This is a genomic window from Acidaminobacter hydrogenoformans DSM 2784 (assembly GCF_900103005.1).
Taxonomy (GTDB): domain Bacteria; phylum Bacillota; class Clostridia; order Peptostreptococcales; family Acidaminobacteraceae; genus Acidaminobacter; species Acidaminobacter hydrogenoformans.
This window is the reverse complement of the sequence record NZ_FMWL01000012.1, coordinates 29,558-50,459: the sequence shown is the minus strand read 5'-3', so window position 1 is coordinate 50,459 and position 20,902 is coordinate 29,558. Positions and strand designations below refer to the sequence as shown.

22 protein-coding genes are annotated in these 20,902 nt (G+C 47.9%); 19 read left to right on the top strand and 3 right to left on the bottom strand.

What is annotated here, in order from left to right; translation table 11 throughout:
- The first annotated feature begins 112 nt into the window (after window positions 1-112).
- The 19 genes from BLP63_RS11100 (at window position 113) to BLP63_RS11020 (ending at window position 18,043) form a co-directional block, all read left to right on the top strand.
- Window positions 113-2,557 (top strand): hypothetical protein, encoded by a 2,445-nt coding sequence (locus BLP63_RS11100; RefSeq protein WP_139159814.1) that lies wholly within the window; start codon window positions 113-115, stop codon window positions 2,555-2,557.
- Window positions 2,557-3,135: a head-tail connector protein gene (locus BLP63_RS11095; RefSeq protein ID WP_170829421.1), complete on the top strand. Its 579-nt coding sequence runs from the start codon at window positions 2,557-2,559 to the stop codon at window positions 3,133-3,135. Before BLP63_RS11100 ends, BLP63_RS11095 begins: the two co-directional genes overlap by 1 nt.
- The gene (locus BLP63_RS11090) at window positions 3,107-3,472 is read left to right on the top strand and encodes a phage head closure protein (RefSeq protein WP_092591538.1); all 366 of its coding nucleotides are present in this window, start codon (window positions 3,107-3,109) and stop codon (window positions 3,470-3,472) included. The genes BLP63_RS11095 and BLP63_RS11090 overlap by 29 nt, the downstream gene beginning before the upstream one ends.
- 1 nt (window position 3,473) lies before the next feature.
- Complete coding sequence (locus BLP63_RS11085; RefSeq protein WP_092591536.1) at window positions 3,474-3,857, top strand: DUF3168 domain-containing protein; 384 nt, start codon at window positions 3,474-3,476, stop codon at window positions 3,855-3,857.
- A gap of 13 nt (window positions 3,858-3,870) precedes the next feature.
- Window positions 3,871-4,578 (top strand): phage tail tube protein, encoded by a 708-nt coding sequence (locus BLP63_RS11080; RefSeq protein ID WP_092591534.1) that lies wholly within the window; start codon window positions 3,871-3,873, stop codon window positions 4,576-4,578.
- A gap of 62 nt (window positions 4,579-4,640) precedes the next feature.
- Window positions 4,641-4,940: a hypothetical protein gene (locus BLP63_RS11075; protein ID WP_092591532.1), complete on the top strand. Its 300-nt coding sequence runs from the start codon at window positions 4,641-4,643 to the stop codon at window positions 4,938-4,940.
- Window positions 4,941-5,283: 343 nt separating this feature from the next.
- Window positions 5,284-5,742 carry a hypothetical protein gene (locus BLP63_RS11070; RefSeq protein ID WP_092591530.1) on the top strand — a complete coding sequence of 153 codons (459 nt, stop codon included), beginning with the start codon at window positions 5,284-5,286 and terminating at the stop codon, window positions 5,740-5,742.
- Between the two features lie 15 nt (window positions 5,743-5,757).
- Complete coding sequence (locus BLP63_RS11065) at window positions 5,758-8,061, top strand: phage tail tape measure protein (protein WP_092591528.1); 2,304 nt, start codon at window positions 5,758-5,760, stop codon at window positions 8,059-8,061.
- On the top strand, window positions 8,062-9,558 hold the full coding sequence (locus tag BLP63_RS11060; protein WP_092591526.1) for a hypothetical protein: 1,497 nt from the start codon (window positions 8,062-8,064) through the stop codon (window positions 9,556-9,558). It begins immediately after the preceding gene.
- A gap of 18 nt (window positions 9,559-9,576) precedes the next feature.
- Window positions 9,577-9,957 carry a hypothetical protein gene (locus BLP63_RS11055; RefSeq protein ID WP_092591524.1) on the top strand — a complete coding sequence of 127 codons (381 nt, stop codon included), beginning with the start codon at window positions 9,577-9,579 and terminating at the stop codon, window positions 9,955-9,957.
- Window positions 9,957-12,674, top strand: a complete 2,718-nt coding sequence (locus tag BLP63_RS17205) for a right-handed parallel beta-helix repeat-containing protein (protein WP_092591522.1) — start codon at window positions 9,957-9,959, stop codon at window positions 12,672-12,674. Before BLP63_RS11055 ends, BLP63_RS17205 begins: the two co-directional genes overlap by 1 nt.
- 15 nt (window positions 12,675-12,689) lie before the next feature.
- Window positions 12,690-12,842: a hypothetical protein gene (locus BLP63_RS16885; protein WP_170829420.1), complete on the top strand. Its 153-nt coding sequence runs from the start codon at window positions 12,690-12,692 to the stop codon at window positions 12,840-12,842.
- Window positions 12,839-13,081 (top strand): hypothetical protein, encoded by a 243-nt coding sequence (locus BLP63_RS11045; protein ID WP_092591520.1) that lies wholly within the window; start codon window positions 12,839-12,841, stop codon window positions 13,079-13,081. Before BLP63_RS16885 ends, BLP63_RS11045 begins: the two co-directional genes overlap by 4 nt.
- A gap of 53 nt (window positions 13,082-13,134) precedes the next feature.
- A complete protein-coding gene (locus BLP63_RS11040) occupies window positions 13,135-13,548 on the top strand; it encodes a phage holin family protein (RefSeq protein WP_092591518.1) in 414 nt (137 codons plus the stop codon).
- Window positions 13,541-14,440, top strand: coding sequence for an N-acetylmuramoyl-L-alanine amidase (locus BLP63_RS11035; protein ID WP_092591516.1), 900 nt, complete (start codon window positions 13,541-13,543; stop codon window positions 14,438-14,440). The genes BLP63_RS11040 and BLP63_RS11035 overlap by 8 nt, the downstream gene beginning before the upstream one ends.
- A 115-nt stretch (window positions 14,441-14,555) precedes the next feature.
- Entirely contained in the window at window positions 14,556-14,960 is a 405-nt protein-coding gene (locus BLP63_RS11030) for a sigma-70 RNA polymerase sigma factor region 4 domain-containing protein (protein WP_092591514.1), read from the top strand.
- On the top strand, window positions 14,957-15,115 hold the full coding sequence (locus tag BLP63_RS16880; RefSeq protein ID WP_170829419.1) for an SHOCT domain-containing protein: 159 nt from the start codon (window positions 14,957-14,959) through the stop codon (window positions 15,113-15,115). The genes BLP63_RS11030 and BLP63_RS16880 overlap by 4 nt, the downstream gene beginning before the upstream one ends.
- Window positions 15,116-15,171: 56 nt before the next feature.
- Window positions 15,172-16,464: a recombinase family protein gene (locus BLP63_RS11025; RefSeq protein WP_092591512.1), complete on the top strand. Its 1,293-nt coding sequence runs from the start codon at window positions 15,172-15,174 to the stop codon at window positions 16,462-16,464.
- Window position 16,465: 1 nt separating this feature from the next.
- Window positions 16,466-18,043 (top strand): recombinase family protein, encoded by a 1,578-nt coding sequence (locus BLP63_RS11020; RefSeq protein WP_242870887.1) that lies wholly within the window; start codon window positions 16,466-16,468, stop codon window positions 18,041-18,043.
- Between the two features lie 628 nt (window positions 18,044-18,671).
- Here the strand turns inward: BLP63_RS11020 and BLP63_RS11015 are convergent.
- The 3 genes from BLP63_RS11015 to BLP63_RS11005 all read right to left on the bottom strand — a co-directional run bounded on the left by BLP63_RS11015 (window position 18,672) and on the right by BLP63_RS11005 (window position 20,900).
- Window positions 18,672-19,310, bottom strand: a complete 639-nt coding sequence (locus tag BLP63_RS11015) for a glutamine amidotransferase-related protein (RefSeq protein ID WP_170829418.1) — start codon at window positions 19,308-19,310, stop codon at window positions 18,672-18,674.
- A 155-nt stretch (window positions 19,311-19,465) separates the two neighbouring features.
- A complete protein-coding gene (locus BLP63_RS11010; RefSeq protein ID WP_092591506.1) occupies window positions 19,466-20,191 on the bottom strand; it encodes a hypothetical protein in 726 nt (241 codons plus the stop codon).
- Between the two features lie 13 nt (window positions 20,192-20,204).
- Window positions 20,205-20,900 carry a DUF5058 family protein gene (locus tag BLP63_RS11005; RefSeq protein ID WP_092591505.1) on the bottom strand — a complete coding sequence of 232 codons (696 nt, stop codon included), beginning with the start codon at window positions 20,898-20,900 and terminating at the stop codon, window positions 20,205-20,207.
- Window positions 20,901-20,902 lie beyond the last annotated feature (2 nt).

Below are 20,902 nucleotides of genomic sequence, written 5' to 3'. Positions count from 1 at the left end.
GGCCACTGCCCGGCGTCAAACACAAAACGTACTGACTGCGTCAACGTCTTTGGCCGCTTCAGTTCGCCGAGTTGTCAATCGGTCCATAACCACCGTAACCGATATTATTGGAATGTCTATCAAAGCATCAAGCCGTGGGATTTCTGGGATAGTCAAAGCTACTGGGAATTACCTAACCCGATTTAACGGCTATGTCATCGAGCGTAAAGATGGCGATGGGGAATGGTTTATCCTCACTCGCGTAAGCGCAGGGACGTCTGGTTATACAGACTGCTACAATCTCGTCGGCGGAATAACCTATTATTACCGCATCAAGCGCGTCAGCCTTATTCTTTCAGATTCTGACTGGTCAAACATCGAATCCTATTTTTATGAGGAAACGGCGGCCACTCTGAAAAGTCTGTCTGCAGGGATCACGATCACCATGGCCGCTCATCGGCAGACCGGCCGGACGTTGATGCAAATGGTTGACATAACACAAATTGTGCAGCGTACTACAAAAGCGATCAAAATTGGATCTGTGGGTCTTACGGCTACCCTCTTTCATTCAATAGTCCGCTACTTGGTAACCGCATCAAGGACTGGTGGCCAGATCCTCCGGGAAAACATGAAGCGACTCATCAGCTTAGCAATCGTCACCTCAATGATCCATCGAATTGAAACTGTTCTCAAAATGATCGAGACCATCATAGTAATAGCACCGGGTCTTACCCGGCAAACCTTGCGCAGCTTTATCACATCGGGTGCGATCAACGGCATCATGACTCGGAGCTTTACGACTTTTAAGATGATTGCCACAAGTTTGGACACAACCGGTCAGATCCTTCGGCGAACCATGAAGGGGTTCTTAGGATCCATGATCGTCACCTCAACGATTAATCGTTTGAAAGCTGTCCTCAAGGCAATTACAGCCACAATATCATCGGTGGAGATTCTGATCCGTCAAACCACCCAGAGCCTTGCCTCATCAATCACGATTAGCAGCGCCACCGCCCAGAGCCTTACGACGATTAAAATGATTGTCGTGAATATACCCGCTACCGTTCAGAATCTACGACATATTGCAAAAAGGCTTACCGGGTCCGTGACGATCTTCTCGATAACCAGCCGGATGAAAGCCGCCCTTAAGTCTATGACTACGCAAATCAACTCAACAATATCCGTCCGGAGGCGCATTATCAGGTCCTTAAAACCTGTCATAGATACCGTAAGCGCGACCGGTCGGCATACATCTCGACTCTTTAGGGTGACGATTAGCGCTTTTAGCGAAATCATACGTCAGAACAATAAAAGAATCACCGGATCAGCAACTGTCACCTTAACGATCGTTCGGATGAAAGTCGCTCTCAAAACCTTGATTGCAAGCATAATGACGACTGTAATCATCCGAACGGAGATCATCAGAACCTTAACCTCTGCTGTTAATGCCGTAAATATGGCTCGTCTATTGACGGCCCGAACTTTCGCAGCGGCAATCAGCACCCTTGACAAGATCCTGAGTCAATCTATTAAAAGGCTCACCTCATCCATGAACGTCACCTCGACGATGACTCGGATAAAAGTCTCCGTAAAGGACCTGATAGTCAGCATCACGACATTGGGATTATCCAAGCGAATGATGATGCGCACTATCGTATTGGCCTTATCTACCGTTTCAACAATACAAAAAGAGATCGCCCGATCATTCACATCTGCACTAATCATTTTGTCTATGGTCCTGAGGCAGATTGAAAAACTTCTTGAGGTTTCGGTCCATATACTCGTAAGTGTTGCGCACTCATCCGTGATCATGCGGACCTATATCGCGACGACACGCACTGCATCCGCGGCCAGAAGGGTCACAATCAAAACGGCCCTCGCAGGGGCTAATATTGCCGGATCCATCTGCCGTCAGACTTTTAAGCTCATTTCTGACGTGGCATCTACCACAGCGCAGATCACTCGAGTGATTGCGAGAGAGATTCGTTCAGACCTTGATGCGATCGAATCTACATTCAGAATTACTGCGCGGGATGTTAGGGCTGCTGTATCGGCATCAACGATAGGCTCTGACATCCATAGAATCGTGGTCATGGTCTATTACAAGACCCTCACTGCAGCCACCAATGCGGCGGTAGCCATTAAGCGCCATATAAGTCGGATCCTCATGGCGTTAATATCCGCTGCCAGTTCCCGAGAAAGCGCTAAGTGCCACGCTGAGACGGTGATAAGAACCGCCACCCTATCGACTACTAATCGCGCTTTAATTCTATCTATCAGAGATCAGGAAGGAGACCCACTCGCCATGGCCTACACCGGCGACACCATACGACTTTATGGCAGGTTTTACAACTGGACTGACATTCTGGCCGATGTCACGTCGCCAGAGGTCGTCATCTATGACGGCAAAAGAAATCAGATCATAGCCGGGATACCTACGAAAGAATCGACCGGTGTCTATTACTACGAGTACCTCATCCCAAGCAGCTATTCGGACCCCCTCATCTTTGAAATGAGTGGCATTCTTGAGGGTTCAACCATTCTTGCCAGATCGACCATCGAGCGGAGGTGGGTTTAGTGGAAGGACGCATCAAAGTCATCACCCCGGTTTCTGCTGAACCCATCACCGTTGATGACGTCAAAGATCAGCTGCGGATTGACACCGCTGAGGAAGATGATTACCTGGCTGATCTCATCTTTGCCGTTAGAGACTACGCAGAGCACTACACCAGGCTAAGCCTGGCGACTCAAGTCCTGGAGCTGATGCTGGATGCCTTACCAAGTGCTAACTTTATTGACCTGCCAAGATCGCCGGTTCAGTCCGTGACTTCCTTTAAGCTGACAGACGTTTTCGCTGTCGAGACCACGATGGTTCTAGGAACGGATTACCTTCTGGACCTTGACAGGATCCCCGCGCGCATCGTCCTGCCTTACAACAAGTCCTGGCCAGGAATTGAGTTACATCCTGTGGCGCCAATCAGAATCAGGTATGAGGCCGGCTACAATAACACCACGAACAAGGTGCCCTATAGCCTAAAGGCAGGGCTACTACTTCATGTGGGGCTACTTTATCAATATCGCGATGCCGAGATCCCTGAGGGCGCCATGACCACCGTGAAAAGACTCTATGACATGCACCGAAACATTTGGTTTTAAAGGAACGGTGATTCATATGTTAAATGCCGGGGATCTAAATTACAGAATCACAATTGAACAAAACAAGCCTATCACAAGTAGCGACGGAACCCGTGTAGAAAACTGGGTTGCCGTCGTTTCTGTTTGGGCGGACTATCAGGCAAAGAGCGGACGTGAATTCTTCTCTGCGCAGCGTTTTAATGCCGAAGTCAGCGCCCTATTTCGCATCAGGTATCGCTCTGATGTTAACGTCAAAATGAGAATTAGATACAAGACAAGAGTCTTTGAAATTCTCTTTATGAATGACACAAGTAAAGACCAGGGTGAACTCGCCCTCGGGTGTCGGGAGGTGGTGTAGAGTGACCATCGAAGATGCCATCTGGCATAGACTAAATAGCGAAATACCAAGCCTTAACGGTCGTATCTATCCCGTGACCATTGATCAAGGTGCACCCCTTCCGGCCATAGCGTATAAACGCATTAGCACCCGAAGGGATCCAACCCTAAAGAGTCAGGGGCAATACTACACTACCTTTCAGTTTGATATCCTGGCAGCCAATTACACCGAGATGAGAGAACTACGCGATACCATCAGATTGGTTTTTGAGGATAGTACTGGCGAATACATGTCAGGTGCACCTTATATTCAGTCTATTGACATCCTCAACGAAATGGACGGATTTGATACAGGGACCCAGATCAGCACTGGCCTAATTGAAATCGAATACTTCTATACCTTATGAAGGGAGATCATCCATGACGACATTAGCTAAAGCAGGCAATGGCACCACCCTTATGATCGGTGCCACAGTTGTAGGAGAGGTCAAGAAAATATCACCCCTTGGTTCCAAACGAGATGAAATCGATGTCACCACACTATCAAGCGCCGCAAAGGAATTTATCCTCGGGATGGCCGATTATGGATCCGTCACCGTCACCGTCAACTGGTATCCCGGAGATGCCGGCCAGACCGCCATCCGGACCGCTTTCGCCAATCAAACAACCGACACTTACACAATTACGTTCCCGTCAAGTCTGGGCGCGACCTATGTTTTCCAGGCGCTCGTTCTTGAGGCTCCGGGTCCGGAAGTCGGAAACGACGTCCTTCAATCGGAGATCATTCTCAGATGTACCGGCGCCGCGGAACTTGGACTGACGGCGTCAACCGGCATCTCAGCCCTCGCGCTTTCAGCCGGGACCCCAGCTCCAACCTTTGCGACGGGGACGCTCAATTATTACTGCACTTGGACAAGTACAACCTCTACGACCGTCACCGTTACCGCCGCGAGCCATACCATCCACCTATACGTGGATGGGGTGTTTACAGAGGCCCTGACGAGCGGCGCCGTGTCGGCATCCATCGGTACCTTCGGAACACAGTCCTCGAAAAAGCTCGACATCATCGTCTGGGAGAGCGGCAAGATTCCAAAAGTCTATACCATCATCGCAACCAGAACGACATAATTCAAAACGGAACACGGGCGGCTTATCCAGCCGCCTGATTTTGATTATTGGGGGTTTTATGTATGGCAAGACCATCCATACCAATCAAGCTCGACAAGATCCGCAACCTTCGTTTCGGAATGCGGGCCATCGCTAACATTGAGGACAACCTCAATATTAAGATTTCAAAATTTGATCTTTCCGACGTCGGGATGAAGGATCTCGCCGTTTTTCTATGGGCGGGTCTCGCGCATGAGGACCCGGTTCTTACACCGGATGACGTCATGGACCTGATCGACGAACACCTCAGTATTAAAGAGGCCGTGGAGATCCTTGGGAAAGCCATCGACGCGAGCTTTGGCACGACGGAAAAAAACGCATAGACGGCGCGCCGGAGGACCCGGGGGAGCTCGATTTCGACGACCTTCTCCAGCACGCCGCGAGGGTCGGCCTCAAGCCCGTCGAATTCTGGGACCTGACACCCGCGGAATTCGCGGCATATAATCGGGGGGCCCATGACCTCGAGATTACAGCTTATCGCCGCACGATATACGGCGCGTATCTATGTGCTAAGCTCGGACGCGTCGAAGACTTCCCGGATTTCGAGGAGGTCATCGCACCACTCGAGGATAACGCAAAGGTCGAGGAGGACCAGACGCCGGAGCAAATGTTTTCTATTATCCAGTCTTTCGACTTAAGCCTCAAACGACAGGGGAAGGGCTAATCATGATTAAATTTGAAAAAATAGAAGGGATCAACGACGTCCTTCGCGGCTTCGATGAGGTCGGAACTGCGGCCTTTGATGAGATAGAAAAGACGACCGTATCTCTCGCGGGACGCGTCATGACTGCCGCAAAGGCTAAGGTGCCAGGTCCTACAGGCCGAAAAACCGGCAAGTGGGCCCACCCGGCCGGCAACCTCGAGGAAAAAATCAGGATGAAAAAACCAACCGAAAAACAAAAGGCCAAAGCGCAAGTTTTTTCAACCGTGGGCTTTGGCGCCGGGGCGGCCTATGGCGTCCCCGTCGAGCTCGGCCACAAACTCTTTGTGCACGGCCAAAGCAAAGGACAAGTCAAACCGGCGCCGGCGCCTACCGGCTTTTTACGGCCCGCGGCGGATATGTATAAATCGACGGCCGCCGACGAAATTGAAAAGGCTATCAATGACGCCATAGGCAAGTGGTAAAGGGGGTGCAGCGTTATGGCAGTGATTCGATCTCTCACCGTTAAGATCGGTGCGGATCTTACCAAACTACAAACCGGACTGAATGACGCAAAGAAACACATTTCAAAATTCGGCCGGGACATGACCTCCGCCGGGCAAACCCTGACGAAATCCGTCACTGCCCCAATCGCCGGGATGACCGTCGTCCTTGGTAAAATCGGGAACGATTTTGACAAGGCTTTTGATAAAATCCGCGTCGGGACTGGCGCCACCGGAGACGCCCTTCTCGATTTACAGGACAGTTTCAAGACCGTTATGAAACAAGTCCCAAACAGCATGGACGAAGTATCGACCGCAATCGCGGATCTCAATACAAGGACCGGGCTCTCCGGAGAGGCGCTCGAGGACTTAGCGGTCCAGTTTCTTAACCTCGCGAAAATCACCGGGGAGGATTTAACGACGGCCATCGGATCCGGAACCCGGGTGTTCGGGGACTGGTCCATTGCCGCGGAGGATTCAGGCGCATCGATGGATTACCTTTTCAAGGTTTCTCAATCGACGGGAATCGGCTTTTCCACGTTATCTGATAACCTCGTCAAATTCGGCGCGCCGCTCCGGCAAATGGGCTTTGATTTTGAGACGTCTGCGGCGTTGATGGGAAAATTCGAAAAAGAGGGCGTCAACACGGAACTGGTCCTTGGCGGTCTAAGAGTCGCTCTCGGCAAGATGAGCCGGGAAGGGATCACCGACACCAAAGCGGCCCTGACGGAAGTCACTCAGCGAATCAAAGAGGCCGGGTCCACCGGCGAGGCGAACGCCATCGCCCTCGATCTATTCGGCGCCAAAGTCGGTCCGGATATGGCTGCAGCGATCCGCGAGGGGCGTTTTGAAATCGAGGGTCTCGTCTCGACGCTCACCTCATCCACGGAGACCATTAATAAAGCCACTGAGGACACCCGGAGCTTCTCCGAAAATATGGCGATCATGAAAAATAACCTTCTCACAGCTCTCGAGCCGCTCGGGACCCAACTCGTCACCGCTCTTGACGCCGCGATGCCGGCGATCGCCGGGCTCATTGATAAGATCACTGGCCTTGTTCAATGGTTTACAAATCTCGACCCGAGTATTCAAACGACTATCGTCTCAGTCCTTGCCGCCGCGGCGGCGATCGGGCCGCTTCTGATTATTATCGGTAAAATTTCTACCGGGATCGCAAGCCTCATCCCGCTTATATCTATGATGCTTTCTCCGATCGGGCTCGTCGTCCTTGCCATTGGCGGTCTCATTGCAATATTCGTTAACCTCTACAAGACCAACGAAACCTTCCGGGATATCGTTCTCGGCATTTGGGAAAAAATCCGTGAGGTCGGCGAAATCGTATTCACCGCCGTAGGTGAAGTCGTAAAAATAACCTTCGAGGCGATATCGGCGATTATCGATGTTTTTGTTGGATGGGCCACAAAGATCTGGGAGGAGTACGGCGAAAGAATAACAGCAATCGCAAATCTATTCTCTGAGGCCCTACAAACCGTCTTTGATTTTATATCCGGATTCATCAAGACGACCTTTGAAGTCATCGGGGCCATTATTGAAGCTTTTGTCACCCTTGCAACCGGGATCTGGCAGAAATTCGGGGACACGACGACGGGGATCACCTCGACATTATCTAATACTATCAAGGGGATCTTTGACGGCGCGCTCAAAATTATTAGAGGGGTCCTCGAGGTATTTATCGGCCTTTTCACGGGGGACTGGTCCCGGATGAAAGACGGTCTGACCTCGATATGGTCTGGATTATGGATCATGATTAAAGTCGTCCTCCTCGGCGCGTGGAATACCTTGGTGGGGGCCTTTAACCTATTGAAAAACAATATCTCGGGATTTTTCACCGGACTCGCAAAGAGCGCCATCTCATGGGGCTCCGATATCGTTTCAGGTATTATTGACGGATTCCAGAAAAAAACGAAGGCACTCAAGGACGCCGCAAGGAAACTGGCGAACGCCATCGGGGACAAGGTCAAGAGCTTTTTCAAGATCGGATCGCCGTCAAAACTCATGGTGGAATATGGGGAAAACATCTCCAAAGGTCTACAACTTGGGATCGAAAAAATTAAAGTGGATCCGGTGATCCATTTCGGCAACCTACCTGGAGCCGGGGATCTCGATCGACGTCTGCCATCCCCAACCGATCTGGCCAAAAACCCGCTGACCATCGGCGCAGCCGGCGGGATCAGCGTTAACTTCTATGCGCCGGTCTATGGCCTACTGGACTTCGAAAAACAAGTCAAACAAATAGTCAAAGAGGCGGCCGTCAACGGCGCCTTCCGGGGGGTCCTATAGATGGCCAATGCGACGTACGTTCTCGAAATTGACTGGAACAACGACGACGACTTCTCAGACGTCTATGAGGCGGTCACGACAAATGTTATTTCGATCGAGACCCGCCGAGGCCGTGATTACGCAAGCCAATTGACCGGGCGGACCTCCCCGGGGCGCCTCATCGCTGTACTGAAAAACCCGTCAGGGCTTTACTCGTCGTATAACACCTTATCGCCGCTTTATGGGTCTATTTTACCGGGCCGAAAAGTCCGGCTCAGAACGACGGCCCCGGTGGCGTCGACCTTGTGGACAGGGGTCCTTTCCCGGATAACCCCGACAGGGTCTAATTTCGGCGTGCCCACCGTCCAGTTGGAGGCCATCGGGCCTTTGGCAAGGCTCAACTATAAAAGCATATCAGCGATAAAACTTTTAAGTCAAACGACGGGCGCCATAATGGATGAGATACTGGATCAGGCGGGGTGGCCCGCCGGAGAGCGCTCTATCGATACCGGAGAAATGAGTATCGACGTCTGGTACGAAAATAACATCAACGCTTTTGGGGCCCTCCGAGAGATTGAAGAAACCGAGCTTGGTTTCATTTATGAGGACAAAAGCGGATATTTTGTTTTTGAGGACCGGCATCATCGTTTGACCGGGAGCCATATCATAAGTCAACAAACCTATTCCGACGCGCCCGCGGCGTCAATGTCCTATACAAGCATAGAACAGATCGACGCCTTAGACGAGATATATAACGAGGTCATCGTCGGGGTCCAGAGCTACACCATCGGGAGTGCCGTCACCACCCTGTGGACCCTCGACGGGGAGACATTGACCGTCAAGGCGGGATACACTTCCACAATATGGGCCGAATACCCAAATGTCGCCGTGGATACGAATAGCGGCGCCCTCGTCGACACATGGACAACGCCCGTGAAGGGGGTCGACCTTGTTCAATCCGATACAAGCTATAGCGATTTAGACGTCGTGGCGACGAAATTCGCCAACTCAATGAAAATAGCGATTACAAACAATTCAGCCGTCACCGTGACTTTCACCTTGGTCAGAGCTCGGGGGATCAAAATAACTAAAAATACGGCAGTCACCATTCAAAACGCAGACGCGGACAGCATCAGCAAATATGGGACACGCACCTATAAATTACCGTCAAAATGGCTCCAATCGACGTTAGCGGCTGAGGATTATGCGGCGTACATTATAGGGGACTATAAAGATCCTTCGCCTAAAATAAGCCTTAGATATATCGCCAATAAAAATTCTACCAGTTTACTCGACGCCTTGGAGCGCGAAATATCAGACCGGGTGACCGTCACAGCAACTGGAGCGCTAACAGAACTGGGGATATCAAATGATTTTTTTGTCGAAGCCATCGCACACCGGATAAGTAACGGCGGCCAATTACACGAAATAGAATTGACCCTGTCAAGCGCCGGCGCGGCTGAATACTGGATCATAGGCACAAGTTTATTAGGCACTACCACCAAACTCGCTTTTTAATTTGAGGGGGCCAGATTTATGAAAAATGCCGAGGATGTAATGGGAATGAGTCATTTAACTTTCGTTCGTAATTTTATGAAAAGATACGGGGTGTATGTAAAAAGAAGGATAAGCGGCACACCCGTACCCGCGGAAGTCAATCACGGCCGGTGGATCGTAAAATGTCCGTTTTGTGCCGGCGCAGAGGTCATCAGCACCCATGACCCGGTTTTTTATTGCCTCTCATGTCTCAATATAAAAAACGACGGCGATCTTCTGCCCGTCCTTATCCCCGACAACTATCGAGAGATTGAGGCCGAGCTCAGGGATCGCAAAAATGAAGCAAACCAGAACTGGGCCCCGGGGGAACGTCTCGACCAACTTATTAAAGAAAACGAAGAAAGAAAGGGTGAAATCTGATGGCATGGACAGCGCCCAGAACATGGACAACCGGTGAAGTCGTTACCGCGTCTCATATGAATACACACATTAGGGACAATCTTCTGGCGACCGCGCCGGCCGTCGTATCAGCGGCGGCTGATGTCGTCGTCGGAACCGGCGCGAACGCCGTGAAAAGACTCGCAAAAGGGAGCGCAAGCCAAGTCCTCGCAATGAATTCAAGCGCGACGGATCTCGAATGGACCGACCCAAGCGGCCTGCCTTACGCCGTGACGAGCGGGTCGTCCTCAGCCTACACTGCCACAATATCGCCCGGGCCTTCAAGCTATTACGATGGCTTTTCTATCACCATCAAACCCCACACCGACTGCGTCGCGGCCCCGACCCTCAGCGTTAACGGATTGGGCGCAAAGGCCCTAAAGGACCATTACAAAAACGCCTTTAATGCAGGCGAGCTCGCGGCGGGGCAGATGTATTTTTTCATTTATGATGGTACGGATTTTTTGGCGTGTAGCGCCGGGGGGCTCGACCTCTTTTTCGGAGATGGCTCCGACGGCGCATTATCCACAACGGGGGATGTCGTCATTCCATATGTGGACAGTACGCGAGGCTCTATTCTTATAAAGCAGTATACGAGCCTCACGGTTAACGCCGGCCATACCCTGTCCGGCGATGTTTATCCAAATTTGGGGCTCATTATTTATTGTACGGGAGATGTCACGGTCTCCGGAACGATTCACCAGAATAAGAAAGCGGGATATGATACTTTGGGGCATATCACGCCCTACCCTATCACGAAGCAAATGTCTTATGGCCCGCCGACCATTACAAAATATTATCAGATTGCCTCCGTTTTACAAAAGGCGAAAGGCGGCGGCGGGGGTGGAAGTGGCGCTGGCGGCGGTTATGATGGGACGCACATCGCGGCGGGGGGCGGCTCGCCATCTTCCTACCATACAGCGGCCACTCTGTATGGGGGCGTGGGATATGGGGGCGGCGGCGGCGCGGCGGGGCCTGATGGCATAGGCGGCGTCGGTGGAAATGGGACCGGAACGAGAGCAACCACACCCTCTAAAGTCGATCAGACGTTTTATCTCGCTTCGGGGTCTGAAATGTACAGCGTCGCCAGCGGGTATGGAAGTATGGGGGCGGGCGGAGAAGGGGCGGTCTATGCCGACGCCACCTCCGGCGCTATAACTGTCTATCAAGGGCAAGGTGGATATTGCGATGGCGCTGGTGGTGGTGGCGGCGGCGGAGTCTGCGCCAATACAACCCGGATTGGGAATGAAGGCGGTTATGGGGGCTATGCCGGAGGCTTTTTGTGTATCATTGCCCGCGGAAATGTGACCATTAATTCGGGTGGCGTCATTGAAGCCAATGGCGCTGATGGTGGAGATGGTGGGGATGCCAAAGCCGATTTTTCATCCGCTGGTGGCGGCGGAGGCGGGGGCGGCGCTGGTGGCGGCGTGATCGCCATATTTTACGGCGGGACCTACACCAATAATGGGACCGTCCAAGCTTTGGGTGGCGCTGGCGGATTGGGCGGAGCCGGAGCTGGGGCTTTGGGCGGTGACGGCGAGGATGGTTATCCCGGGGCCAATGGGACAATTATCACGCAGTCCATCACGCCGACGATCGGCGGCGGCGTCGGGGATTATCTGCTCGTCGACGGCGTCAACGGCGACGATCTCAACGACGGGTCCCCGGAATACCCGTGGAAAACCATCGGAAAAGCCGCAAGCACCGCTGTGGCGGGGGAGACTGTTTATATTAAAGGCGGGACTTATGAAATCACCGCGCCGATCCTTTGCCAAAATTCCGGCACTGCGGGAAGTTTTATCACTTTCAAAGCCTACCCAAGCGAGACGCCGATCATCGACGCGCGAGGGATTACGTCATATGATGACAGCTACTCGGCGTTTGATTTTAACGGACAAGAGTATATCGAACTCAACGGGATCACCGTCCAGCACGCGGGCGGTCTTAATGGTGCAAGCGGGTATTATTGCGGGATCGGGCAAGTCTGGTGGACCGCGACACCCCTGACCGGATGTAAACACATTGTCATTGACGGATGCACGACGCGTTATACCGGGACGAATGGCATCGGAATTTATGGCGGCGCGGATATCACCATTCAAAACTGTACGGTCGAATATGCGAACCAATACGGAACCAATCAGGAAGCCCTCACCCTGAACAATGTCGACACTTTCCTCATTTACAACAATACGCTTAGGTACAATGGCAAAGAGAATATTGACTGCAAGGGCGGCTGTGTCAATGGCGTCATATCCTACAACACTATCACGGCCGCGGCGGGTCCGGACTGCATTTATATTGATGCGGGCTATGCGGCTCACGATACCCACGACATTGAAATACACCACAACTACTGTGACGGGAACGACTACACCGTTAACGGGATTGAGATCGGTAACGAGGACGCCGTCTATTCTGTCTATAATATCGAGATCCATAATAACGAGATAATCGACTGTAATACCTCGATAGACATCGAAGTCGGGTATATGGGCGATTATTATTACGATCTGAGCTATATCAACATACATCACAACACTTCGACTGGGGCGGCCACCTACGACTTTAGATGCCTCCTGCCGGATACCTATATGTCTAGTAATACCTTGGCCTATAACATCTGGGGGAGCCCGGCAAAATATTATTGGGAAGACGGTACTGGCGGATGGACCATTACCGGAAACTATCCGACTTAAAGGAGGGCTCTGGGTATGAAAATTATTTACATTTACAATCCTGAGTCTGAAGTCGAGCGCGGTGCACTTGGCCGGCTCCGAGAAGAGCTCGGAAGCCATATCGCGGCGGAATACGATTTCAGAAAGGTCAGCCATATCATTCTGATCAGGGCGACACCGGTTTTTTGATCCTACGGGACGACCTGCAGGGGGAAGAACTTATTGGTGGAGATGCCGAGCTTAAAATCACGGCCGAAGCTTATAAGGCCATGCAGGAGGATCTGAAGATTCATAATAAGGAATCCAGTCGGCTCGACTATTTGACAAGGAAGGAAAGAAATAAAGTGATCGCTGAGATTATCGCGGCACTTGACGTCGCGACAATATCAGTGCTGCCCCAAAGGGCCAAAGATATGCTGGGGCAATAACTTTGGCTTTTTTTAAGCGTGAAATCAAGACTGGTCTTGAATAGGAGGTTTCCATGAAGAATATATTGAATTCTATACAACTCGTCCTTACGGGACTTGGAGGCTATCTTGGCTACGTTCTTGGCGGCTACGATGGCTTTATTTATGCCCTCATTGCCTTTGTTGTGTTCGACTACATCTCAGGGGTGATGGTCGCCATTCTTGAAAGGAAGTTATCTAGTGAAGTCGGTTTTCGTGGCATCTTCAAGAAAATCTTGATCTTTTTTATTGTAGCGATTGCCAATATCCTTGATGTCTTTCTCGTTAAAAACGGAAGTGTTATTCGTACAGCCGCAATTTTCTTTTATCTCTCTAATGAAGGTATCAGTATCCTTGAAAACTGTGTGAGAATTGGGCTGCCAGTACCACAGAAACTTAAAGAGGTCCTTGAGCAGTTCTCAGAAAAAGGTGATGGCGATGATGCCTAATAAGATTATTACTCGGTATATGATCAGAAATGATTGCTTTGCTGCTAATAGAAAAATTACCCCAAAAGGTATCATGATTCATTCAACCGCCGCACCAGGAGTGATGGCAAGGGACTGGTTTAGCCGCTGGAACAAGTCCTATAAGGCAGGAGAAATTAACCGTCAGGTCTGTGTCCATGCGTTTCTCGACGATAAAGAAGTGTGGCAGTATCTGCCCTGGGATCACCGTGGATGGCATGCAGGCGGATCCGCCAATAATACCCACATCGGTCTTGAACTCTGTGAACCAGGTGGCTTTTCTTATTCCGGCGGTTTTCAGATGGTGGGGTATGATAAAAAAAGGAATCAGGTCTACTTTAATAACGTATGGCAAAACGCCGTAGATCTTTGCGTCTTTCTTTGCAGAAAATATGGTCTTACTGAAAAGGACATCCTCTGTCACTCTGAAGGAAGTAGTATGGGCATCGCATCAAATCATGCGGATGTGATGCACTGGTTTGTGAAGCATGGCAAAAATATGGATCACTTCAGAGTAGATGTCAGAAAGAAACTAAGGATCTCTACCCTATCTTCTATTAAACCTCTTTACCGAGTTCGTAAATCCTGGAATGAGGCTAAGTCGCAAAAGGGTGCCTTTAGAAAACTAACTTTTGCTATTCAATGCGCTGATGAGAATCCTGGGTATTCCGTCTTTGACGAAAGTGGCATAAAAATATACATCGGAAGTCACGACCCAACTTACGAGATTTATACAGTCGTCAAAGGCGATTCTCTCTGGAAGATTGCTAAGAAAAAACTGGGTGATAGTAAACGTCACCGCGAGATCAAAGTGTTAAATGGTCTCACTTCCGATGTGATTCACATTGGACAAAAGCTGAAACTACCAAAATGAGTTAGCCAAAACTTAAGACCTGTAGAGTGCGCCTCTATGGGTCTTTTTCTTTTCCATCTTATTCTACCCTGACCTATTCCTGATGGACTCAAGACATATGAAGGAGGGTTTTCAGTTGAACCACAAGCAAAAAGAAGCCATTAAGAAGCTACGCGGCGCTGGCAGGAGCTACTTAGAAATTGCAGGTCAACTTGGCCTCTCTCAAAACACCGTGAAATCCTTCTGCCAAAGAAATCAGTTAGCCAGCGCGATTTCACCAGAGCCTGAAACTATAAATGTCACACTTTGCCGTGAGTGCAGCGCCCCTCTGATACAGACCACCGGAAAAAAGAAAAAGCACTTCTGCTCAGATCAGTGCCGCCACACTTGGTGGAACGCACATCCTGAAACCATAAAAAGAAAAAACGGCCGGACATTTAGCTGCCAGACCTGTGGACGTGATTTTATTGGCTATGGAAAACGGGAACGCAAATACTGCTCTCGTGCCTGTTATGGCTTATCTAAGGTGATCAGAAGATGACTAATACTACAGACATCATTCACTACTATACCGCCATGCTTACTTTTAGAAAATGGCTTGATGATTGTCTCATTACGGATGATGAATTTAAGGCGCTTTCTGCTATCATGGCAGACAAATATAACCTTCCAAAAGACAGCATTTATCGCCTGTAATCCTTGCTATTAGTAACTTTACGAGTGATATATGTAACCAGAAGGAGGGAAAAACGATGGAACCTATCATCACCAGAACAGATAGACCTCTACCTAAACTACCAGAGTTCAAAAGGGTAGCGGCCTATGCCAGAGTGTCCTCAGGTAAAGATGCCATGCTGCATTCACTTGCTGCGCAGGTAAGTCATTACAGTGATTACATTCAAAATGAGCCTGGCTGGGTTTACGCTGGGGTCTATGCAGATGAAGCCATGACTGGGACAAAGCAGAACCGACCTGAACTAAATCGGCTTCTTGACGATTGTAGGGCTGGTAGAATTGATCTTGTCATGATAAAAAGCGCCTCTCGCCTTGCACGCAACACAGTGGACCTACTTACGATAATCAGAGGACTTAAAGACATCGGCGTTGGCGTCTTCTTTGAAGAGCAGAATATCAATACGCTAAGTGACGATGGAGAACTCGTTCTGACCATTTTCGGAGCTTATGCTGAAGCCGAGAGTTTTTCTGTGAGTGAAAACTGCAAATGGCGGATTCGAAAGAAGTTCGAAAAAGGTGAACTGGCAGGTCTAAGGTTTATGTACGGATACCAGATTTCAAATGGTAACGTCGAGATTGATCCTGAACAAGCCACAACGGTACGCATGATTTTTGATGATTACATTAACGGCATGGGTGGCGGCACGATCGCAAAGAAACTGACGAAAATGGGTATCCCCCCTCTTCGCAGTGATAAGTGGACAGCTGATAGTGTCATGGCTATCATCAAAAACGAAAAATACACGGGGCATGCCGTGCTCATGAAAAAGTTCGTAAAAGACCATCTTGAGAAGAAGCTCGTCATCAACAAAGGTGAACTTCCAAAGTATGTCGCTCGCGATACCCACCCTGCCATTATCGATGAAGCCACTTTTGAAATGGCTAAAGAAATACTAGACATTAGGCGCAGCCTTTCAAGGGTGATCACCGGCAACCGCAATCGATACCCCTTTAGCGGTATGATCATCTGTGGTCACTGTGGTAAAAAGTATAAAAGAAAAGCACTCCATGGCAGCGTCGTCTGGAAATGCTCAACCTATTTGAATAAGGGTAAAGACGTCTGCCCGGCTCGGCAAATACCGGATTCCGTACTCTACGAGATGAGTGCTGAGGTCTTAAACCAAACGGATTTTGATGAGAAGCGTTTCAAAGATGAAATATCCGAGATCCGGGTCCATACAGATCAAAGGTTAGTCTTTATCTTTCGGGATGACCATGAGGTAGAGAAGATCTGGCACAAAAAATCCCGAAGCGAAAGCTGGACAACCCAGATGCGTGAAGCTGCGCGCATAAAAGCAAGGAGGCATTAATGTGGCATCGAGTGTTATCATTTATCCTGCAACGATTCATAAGAATACTGCAAACCCTTTAAACAACCCATCAAAAAGACGAACCGCAGCATACGCCAGAGTCTCTACTGATAGCGAAGAACAGCTCAACTCCTATCGAGCCCAGGTGGATTATTACAATGAATACATCGATAAGCGGCCAGATCTTGAGTTTATCGACATTTATACGGATGAAGGTATCAGCGGTGTTAGTACAAAAGGTAGAGCAGGATTTAATAGAATGGTTGATGACGCCGTCGCAGGAAAGATCGATCTCATCATCACTAAATCCATTAGCCGATTTGCTCGAAACACTGTAGACAGCTTATCAACGATACGTAAACTCAAAGATAAAGGCGTTGAGGTTTATTTTGAAAAAGAGAACATTTACACCTTTGATAGCAAAGGAGAGTTATTATTATCCATATTTTCCAGTTTGGCCCAAGAAGAATCAAAAAATTTAAGTGAAAACGTGGCATGGGGCCACCGCAAGCGTTTCGCCGATGGTAAAGTCAGCATGCCTTATAAACATTTCCTGGGCTATGAAAAAGGCGAAGACGGTACACCTAAAATTGTAGAAAGCCAGGCGGTAGTAGTGCGGATGATCTACCGCTTATTTATAGAAGGAAAAACATGCTCCTACATTGCACGCCACCTGACAGCTCAGGAGATCCTCTCCCCCGCTGGCAAGAAAAGATGGCAGGTTGGAACGGTTGAGTCTATTCTAACCAATGAGAAGTATTCTGGAGATGCCATACTTCAGAAAAAAATAACGGTGGACTTTCTTACCAAAAAAGTCAAAATCAATGAAGGCGAAGCCCCACGATACTACGTCCAGAACAGCCACCCCGCCATCATCTCACCAGATGAGTTTGAAGCCGTGCAGGTTGAACTCCAGAGGCGAAAAAAGCTCGGCAGGCCAAACGGCTGTCAAAACCCACTTTCTGCTAAGCTAGTCTGCTTTGAATGTGGTGGGTACTTCGGCCCAAAGGTCTGGGCTTCGAACACCAAGCATCGTAAGGTCATCTGGCAGTGTAATGACAAATATAAAGGGGTAGACACATGCTCTACCCCGTATGTCACAGAAGATGAAGTTAAAGAAAAATTTGTTATAGCCTTTAACACCCTCTTCGAAGTTAAGGAAGAGCTTATCAAGAACTGCGAAATCGCGATCGAACACCTTGCCGACAACACGAAGATCGACGAGGAAATTGATAAACTACATGAGGAAATCGCGGCCGTCGTTGATGAATCTAAAAAAGCTATTTACGAAAATGCCCATAAAGCCATAAGTCAAGTTGAGTGGGAAAAGCAGCATGACGGATACGTGGCGCGCCATGAGAAGGCGACTGAGAGGGTTACGGCGTTAGAAGAAATAAAAAGTGAGAGGCAGAGCCGGAGCCATACGCTTAAAGGATTTATTCGGGATATTGAAGGCTGTGGTCGGGTACTTGATGAGTTTGATGAAAGGCTCTGGACTTTGACGACTCAGAAGGTTATGGTGCTGGAGGATGGGGGCTTGAGGTTTTGTTTTAAGGATGGGACGGAGGTTGAGGGGTAGAAAAAAAGCCATTAGCTTCATCAAGATGACTTACTAATGGCTAAATGGGGTTGACCAATTGATAGTCTAACTAAGGTTGATGGCCAGCGTGGCCCATTGGTCAAGTGATTCCTCACGAATGATTTTTAACCAATAGTAGCACTGCACTTTTCGAATACCCTGATCCTCAAACAAAGACTTGACGCTCAAACGGTTTCATTTATGTTAATTGATAAGTGCGCGCCACTTTGTTTAAACCTATTGTCTCATGGCGAAGTACTATTTTAAATCCATGCAATTATTGACCCAAAAGAACACAAGCTCAATACTGTCTTTATGGACATCCAACCTACAACAACGCTCGTACAAGACATCCATCATGTTCCCATCGATGGTGTAAGATACGGCGCAGCTCTCTAAAAAGGCTTTTCTACCCTACGAGCTTCTGTGTAAAGAGGATCTCAATCTGTGGTTCAGAAGAGATCTGAAGTCGGTCTAAATAGCGGGCTTAATGCACCAATGGGAGTCTTACTTTAACCGTTCACTAAAATGATACCCATAATTTATTTTAACTGTCGGTGGTGTTCCAAGTGTGATTTCGAATTGTTTTTTTGTGCAATGGCAATAATTCCCTTTGTATCATGCTTGTTTAAACTACATGGCAAATTTTTAAGAAGTTGTGCAATATTATGCTACCATCCGGATAATCAGAATTATACCATTCCGGATGGAATTGAACACCATACATTGGTTTGTCTTTGTGCTTAATTCCTTGCACTCTACACATTTCACTAGTAGCTAACAACTCAAATTCTGCTGGTAATACTTTCACCTCTTCTCTGTGTAATTCTCTACAGCAAAAAGTTCCTTCCAATCCTTCAAATAACGGATTTTTCTTTAATATTGTCTTCCGAATATACCCTTCCTCAAGAACATCCCCCATACCATTTTCTGACATTCGACCGATTTCTCCGCCAAACGCTATTGCCATTAACTCCAACCCTGCACAAATTCCTAGGGTCGGCTTTTGTAACGCTTGAATCATTTCTAATTCTGAAAGGTACGATTGCATGATTTCTTCTAAATCCCAGTGATGTGTCACTCTTCCGTAAATAATGATGCAGTCGGGTTCTATTATTTCAATATTATCAATAGAAACACTTGAGAAATGCTGCATTATAAAGTGTACGGATTCTATAGCCTCAATAGCACTTTTTAATCTAGGAATCCAGCCAAAATCATCTGGATCCCTCTCATTATTGATAATTAATACTTTTTTTCTATTCATATTAAAATCTTCCTTCGGTTGTAAATTATGTTTATTGTTATTCATCATTAATGTATTGACGTCTTTGGTATAACTGTTAAAAAAATTCATGACCCTTAATTTCAGTTACTAAAACTTTTTTAAATCCAGACAATGTATTGAGCCTAATAAATTGTTTATTGACTTCTTTTGTACATAATTCTGGCCACCAGAATCGTGCCAAATATCGGAGTCAAGATAACTGCAATAAATGGATCTAAAGGCAACCAATCAAACATTCCCTGGTTATACATAAGTAGGGATCCAATCGCAATTATCATAGCGAAAGCACCCGTCTTTTTGTCATCAATCGCAAATTGCGCAAAGATTGCTCCAAACAAAGCCGGTAAGAGAAAGTTAAGACTGATTTTTACAGCATCTGGCATTTGCTCTAATATGCTGCTACCAATTACAACAGCAATAATAAGTAATATGACATTAACATATACGGAAGCAGCAACTCCAATTGTAGATACAATCGTTGCCTTTTCAGAACCTGGTTCGATGTTAAGGGCTCTTTGAGCGGCTGCCGCACAAGGTATCCTCAAATTCGAGATATTTCCAGATAAAAAGGCCATATATGTACCCGGCACACCTAAAATTGGATAAAACGAGATTGGTTCAATAATCCACCATATTGCATTAACTGACAATTGAGCGGTTATAGCTATGATTAACAAATCCATTTCTGGGACTATTCTAAAGAAAAATGTTACAGCTAAGACAGGAGCAAATATTAATAATACTCCAAGCCAGCCGGTTTTTTTCCCCAGTTTGCTGATTTGAGGTAAGTATATATTTTTATAATATTCATCATTAGTTACGACATTAGTTCCGACGCTTTTCATTTCAGTTTCAACCATTTTTTTCTCCTCTCTAAAATATTACTGCAAAAGCCATACCTAACAGCATTGCTATTGTCAATCCCCATTCGTTGAGTATTCTATTTTTCGTCTTCCGATATAAAAGTGTGATCCCTAACATTGTAAAAAAACCAGTCATGATAGCAATAGTATTGTTGTTCATACTTATAACATAACCAGCATTGAAATAGCCATACGCACCAAGCATAGCTGCCGAGGAGATAACTGGGATAAGTTTTGACTCTCCGCCTGCCATCTTATCTCTAATAATCTCCATTTTATCGGTAAAAAGAACGGTAACCAATACCCAACCAATACAGCCAATTGCCATACACCATAGAGCAGTAACAAAAACTTGCGGAGTCATTTCTGCGGCAGTTCGCCCAACACCATAAGCATCTGCTGCAAATCCGACAGACATCAGTTCATAAGATACACTGCCAATATAAGCAAGCCGCATTAGTGCTGTTGGTCCCCCTACTGTAACTAAAAGTGCAACCATGCCTACCACAATAACCATTGAAGGACCTATCGACGCAATTATTCCAGTCCGAAATGCAAGATTTAATTGTTCTTTTGTGAATCCAAGTTCTTTACCAGCTTTATAACTTTTCTTGAGAAAAATTGTTGCTTGAAACAAAACTAATGTCACAGCAATAAAGGTAATCCCCCACAATATGGGACTATTAGCGATCTGTAAAAAACTCATTT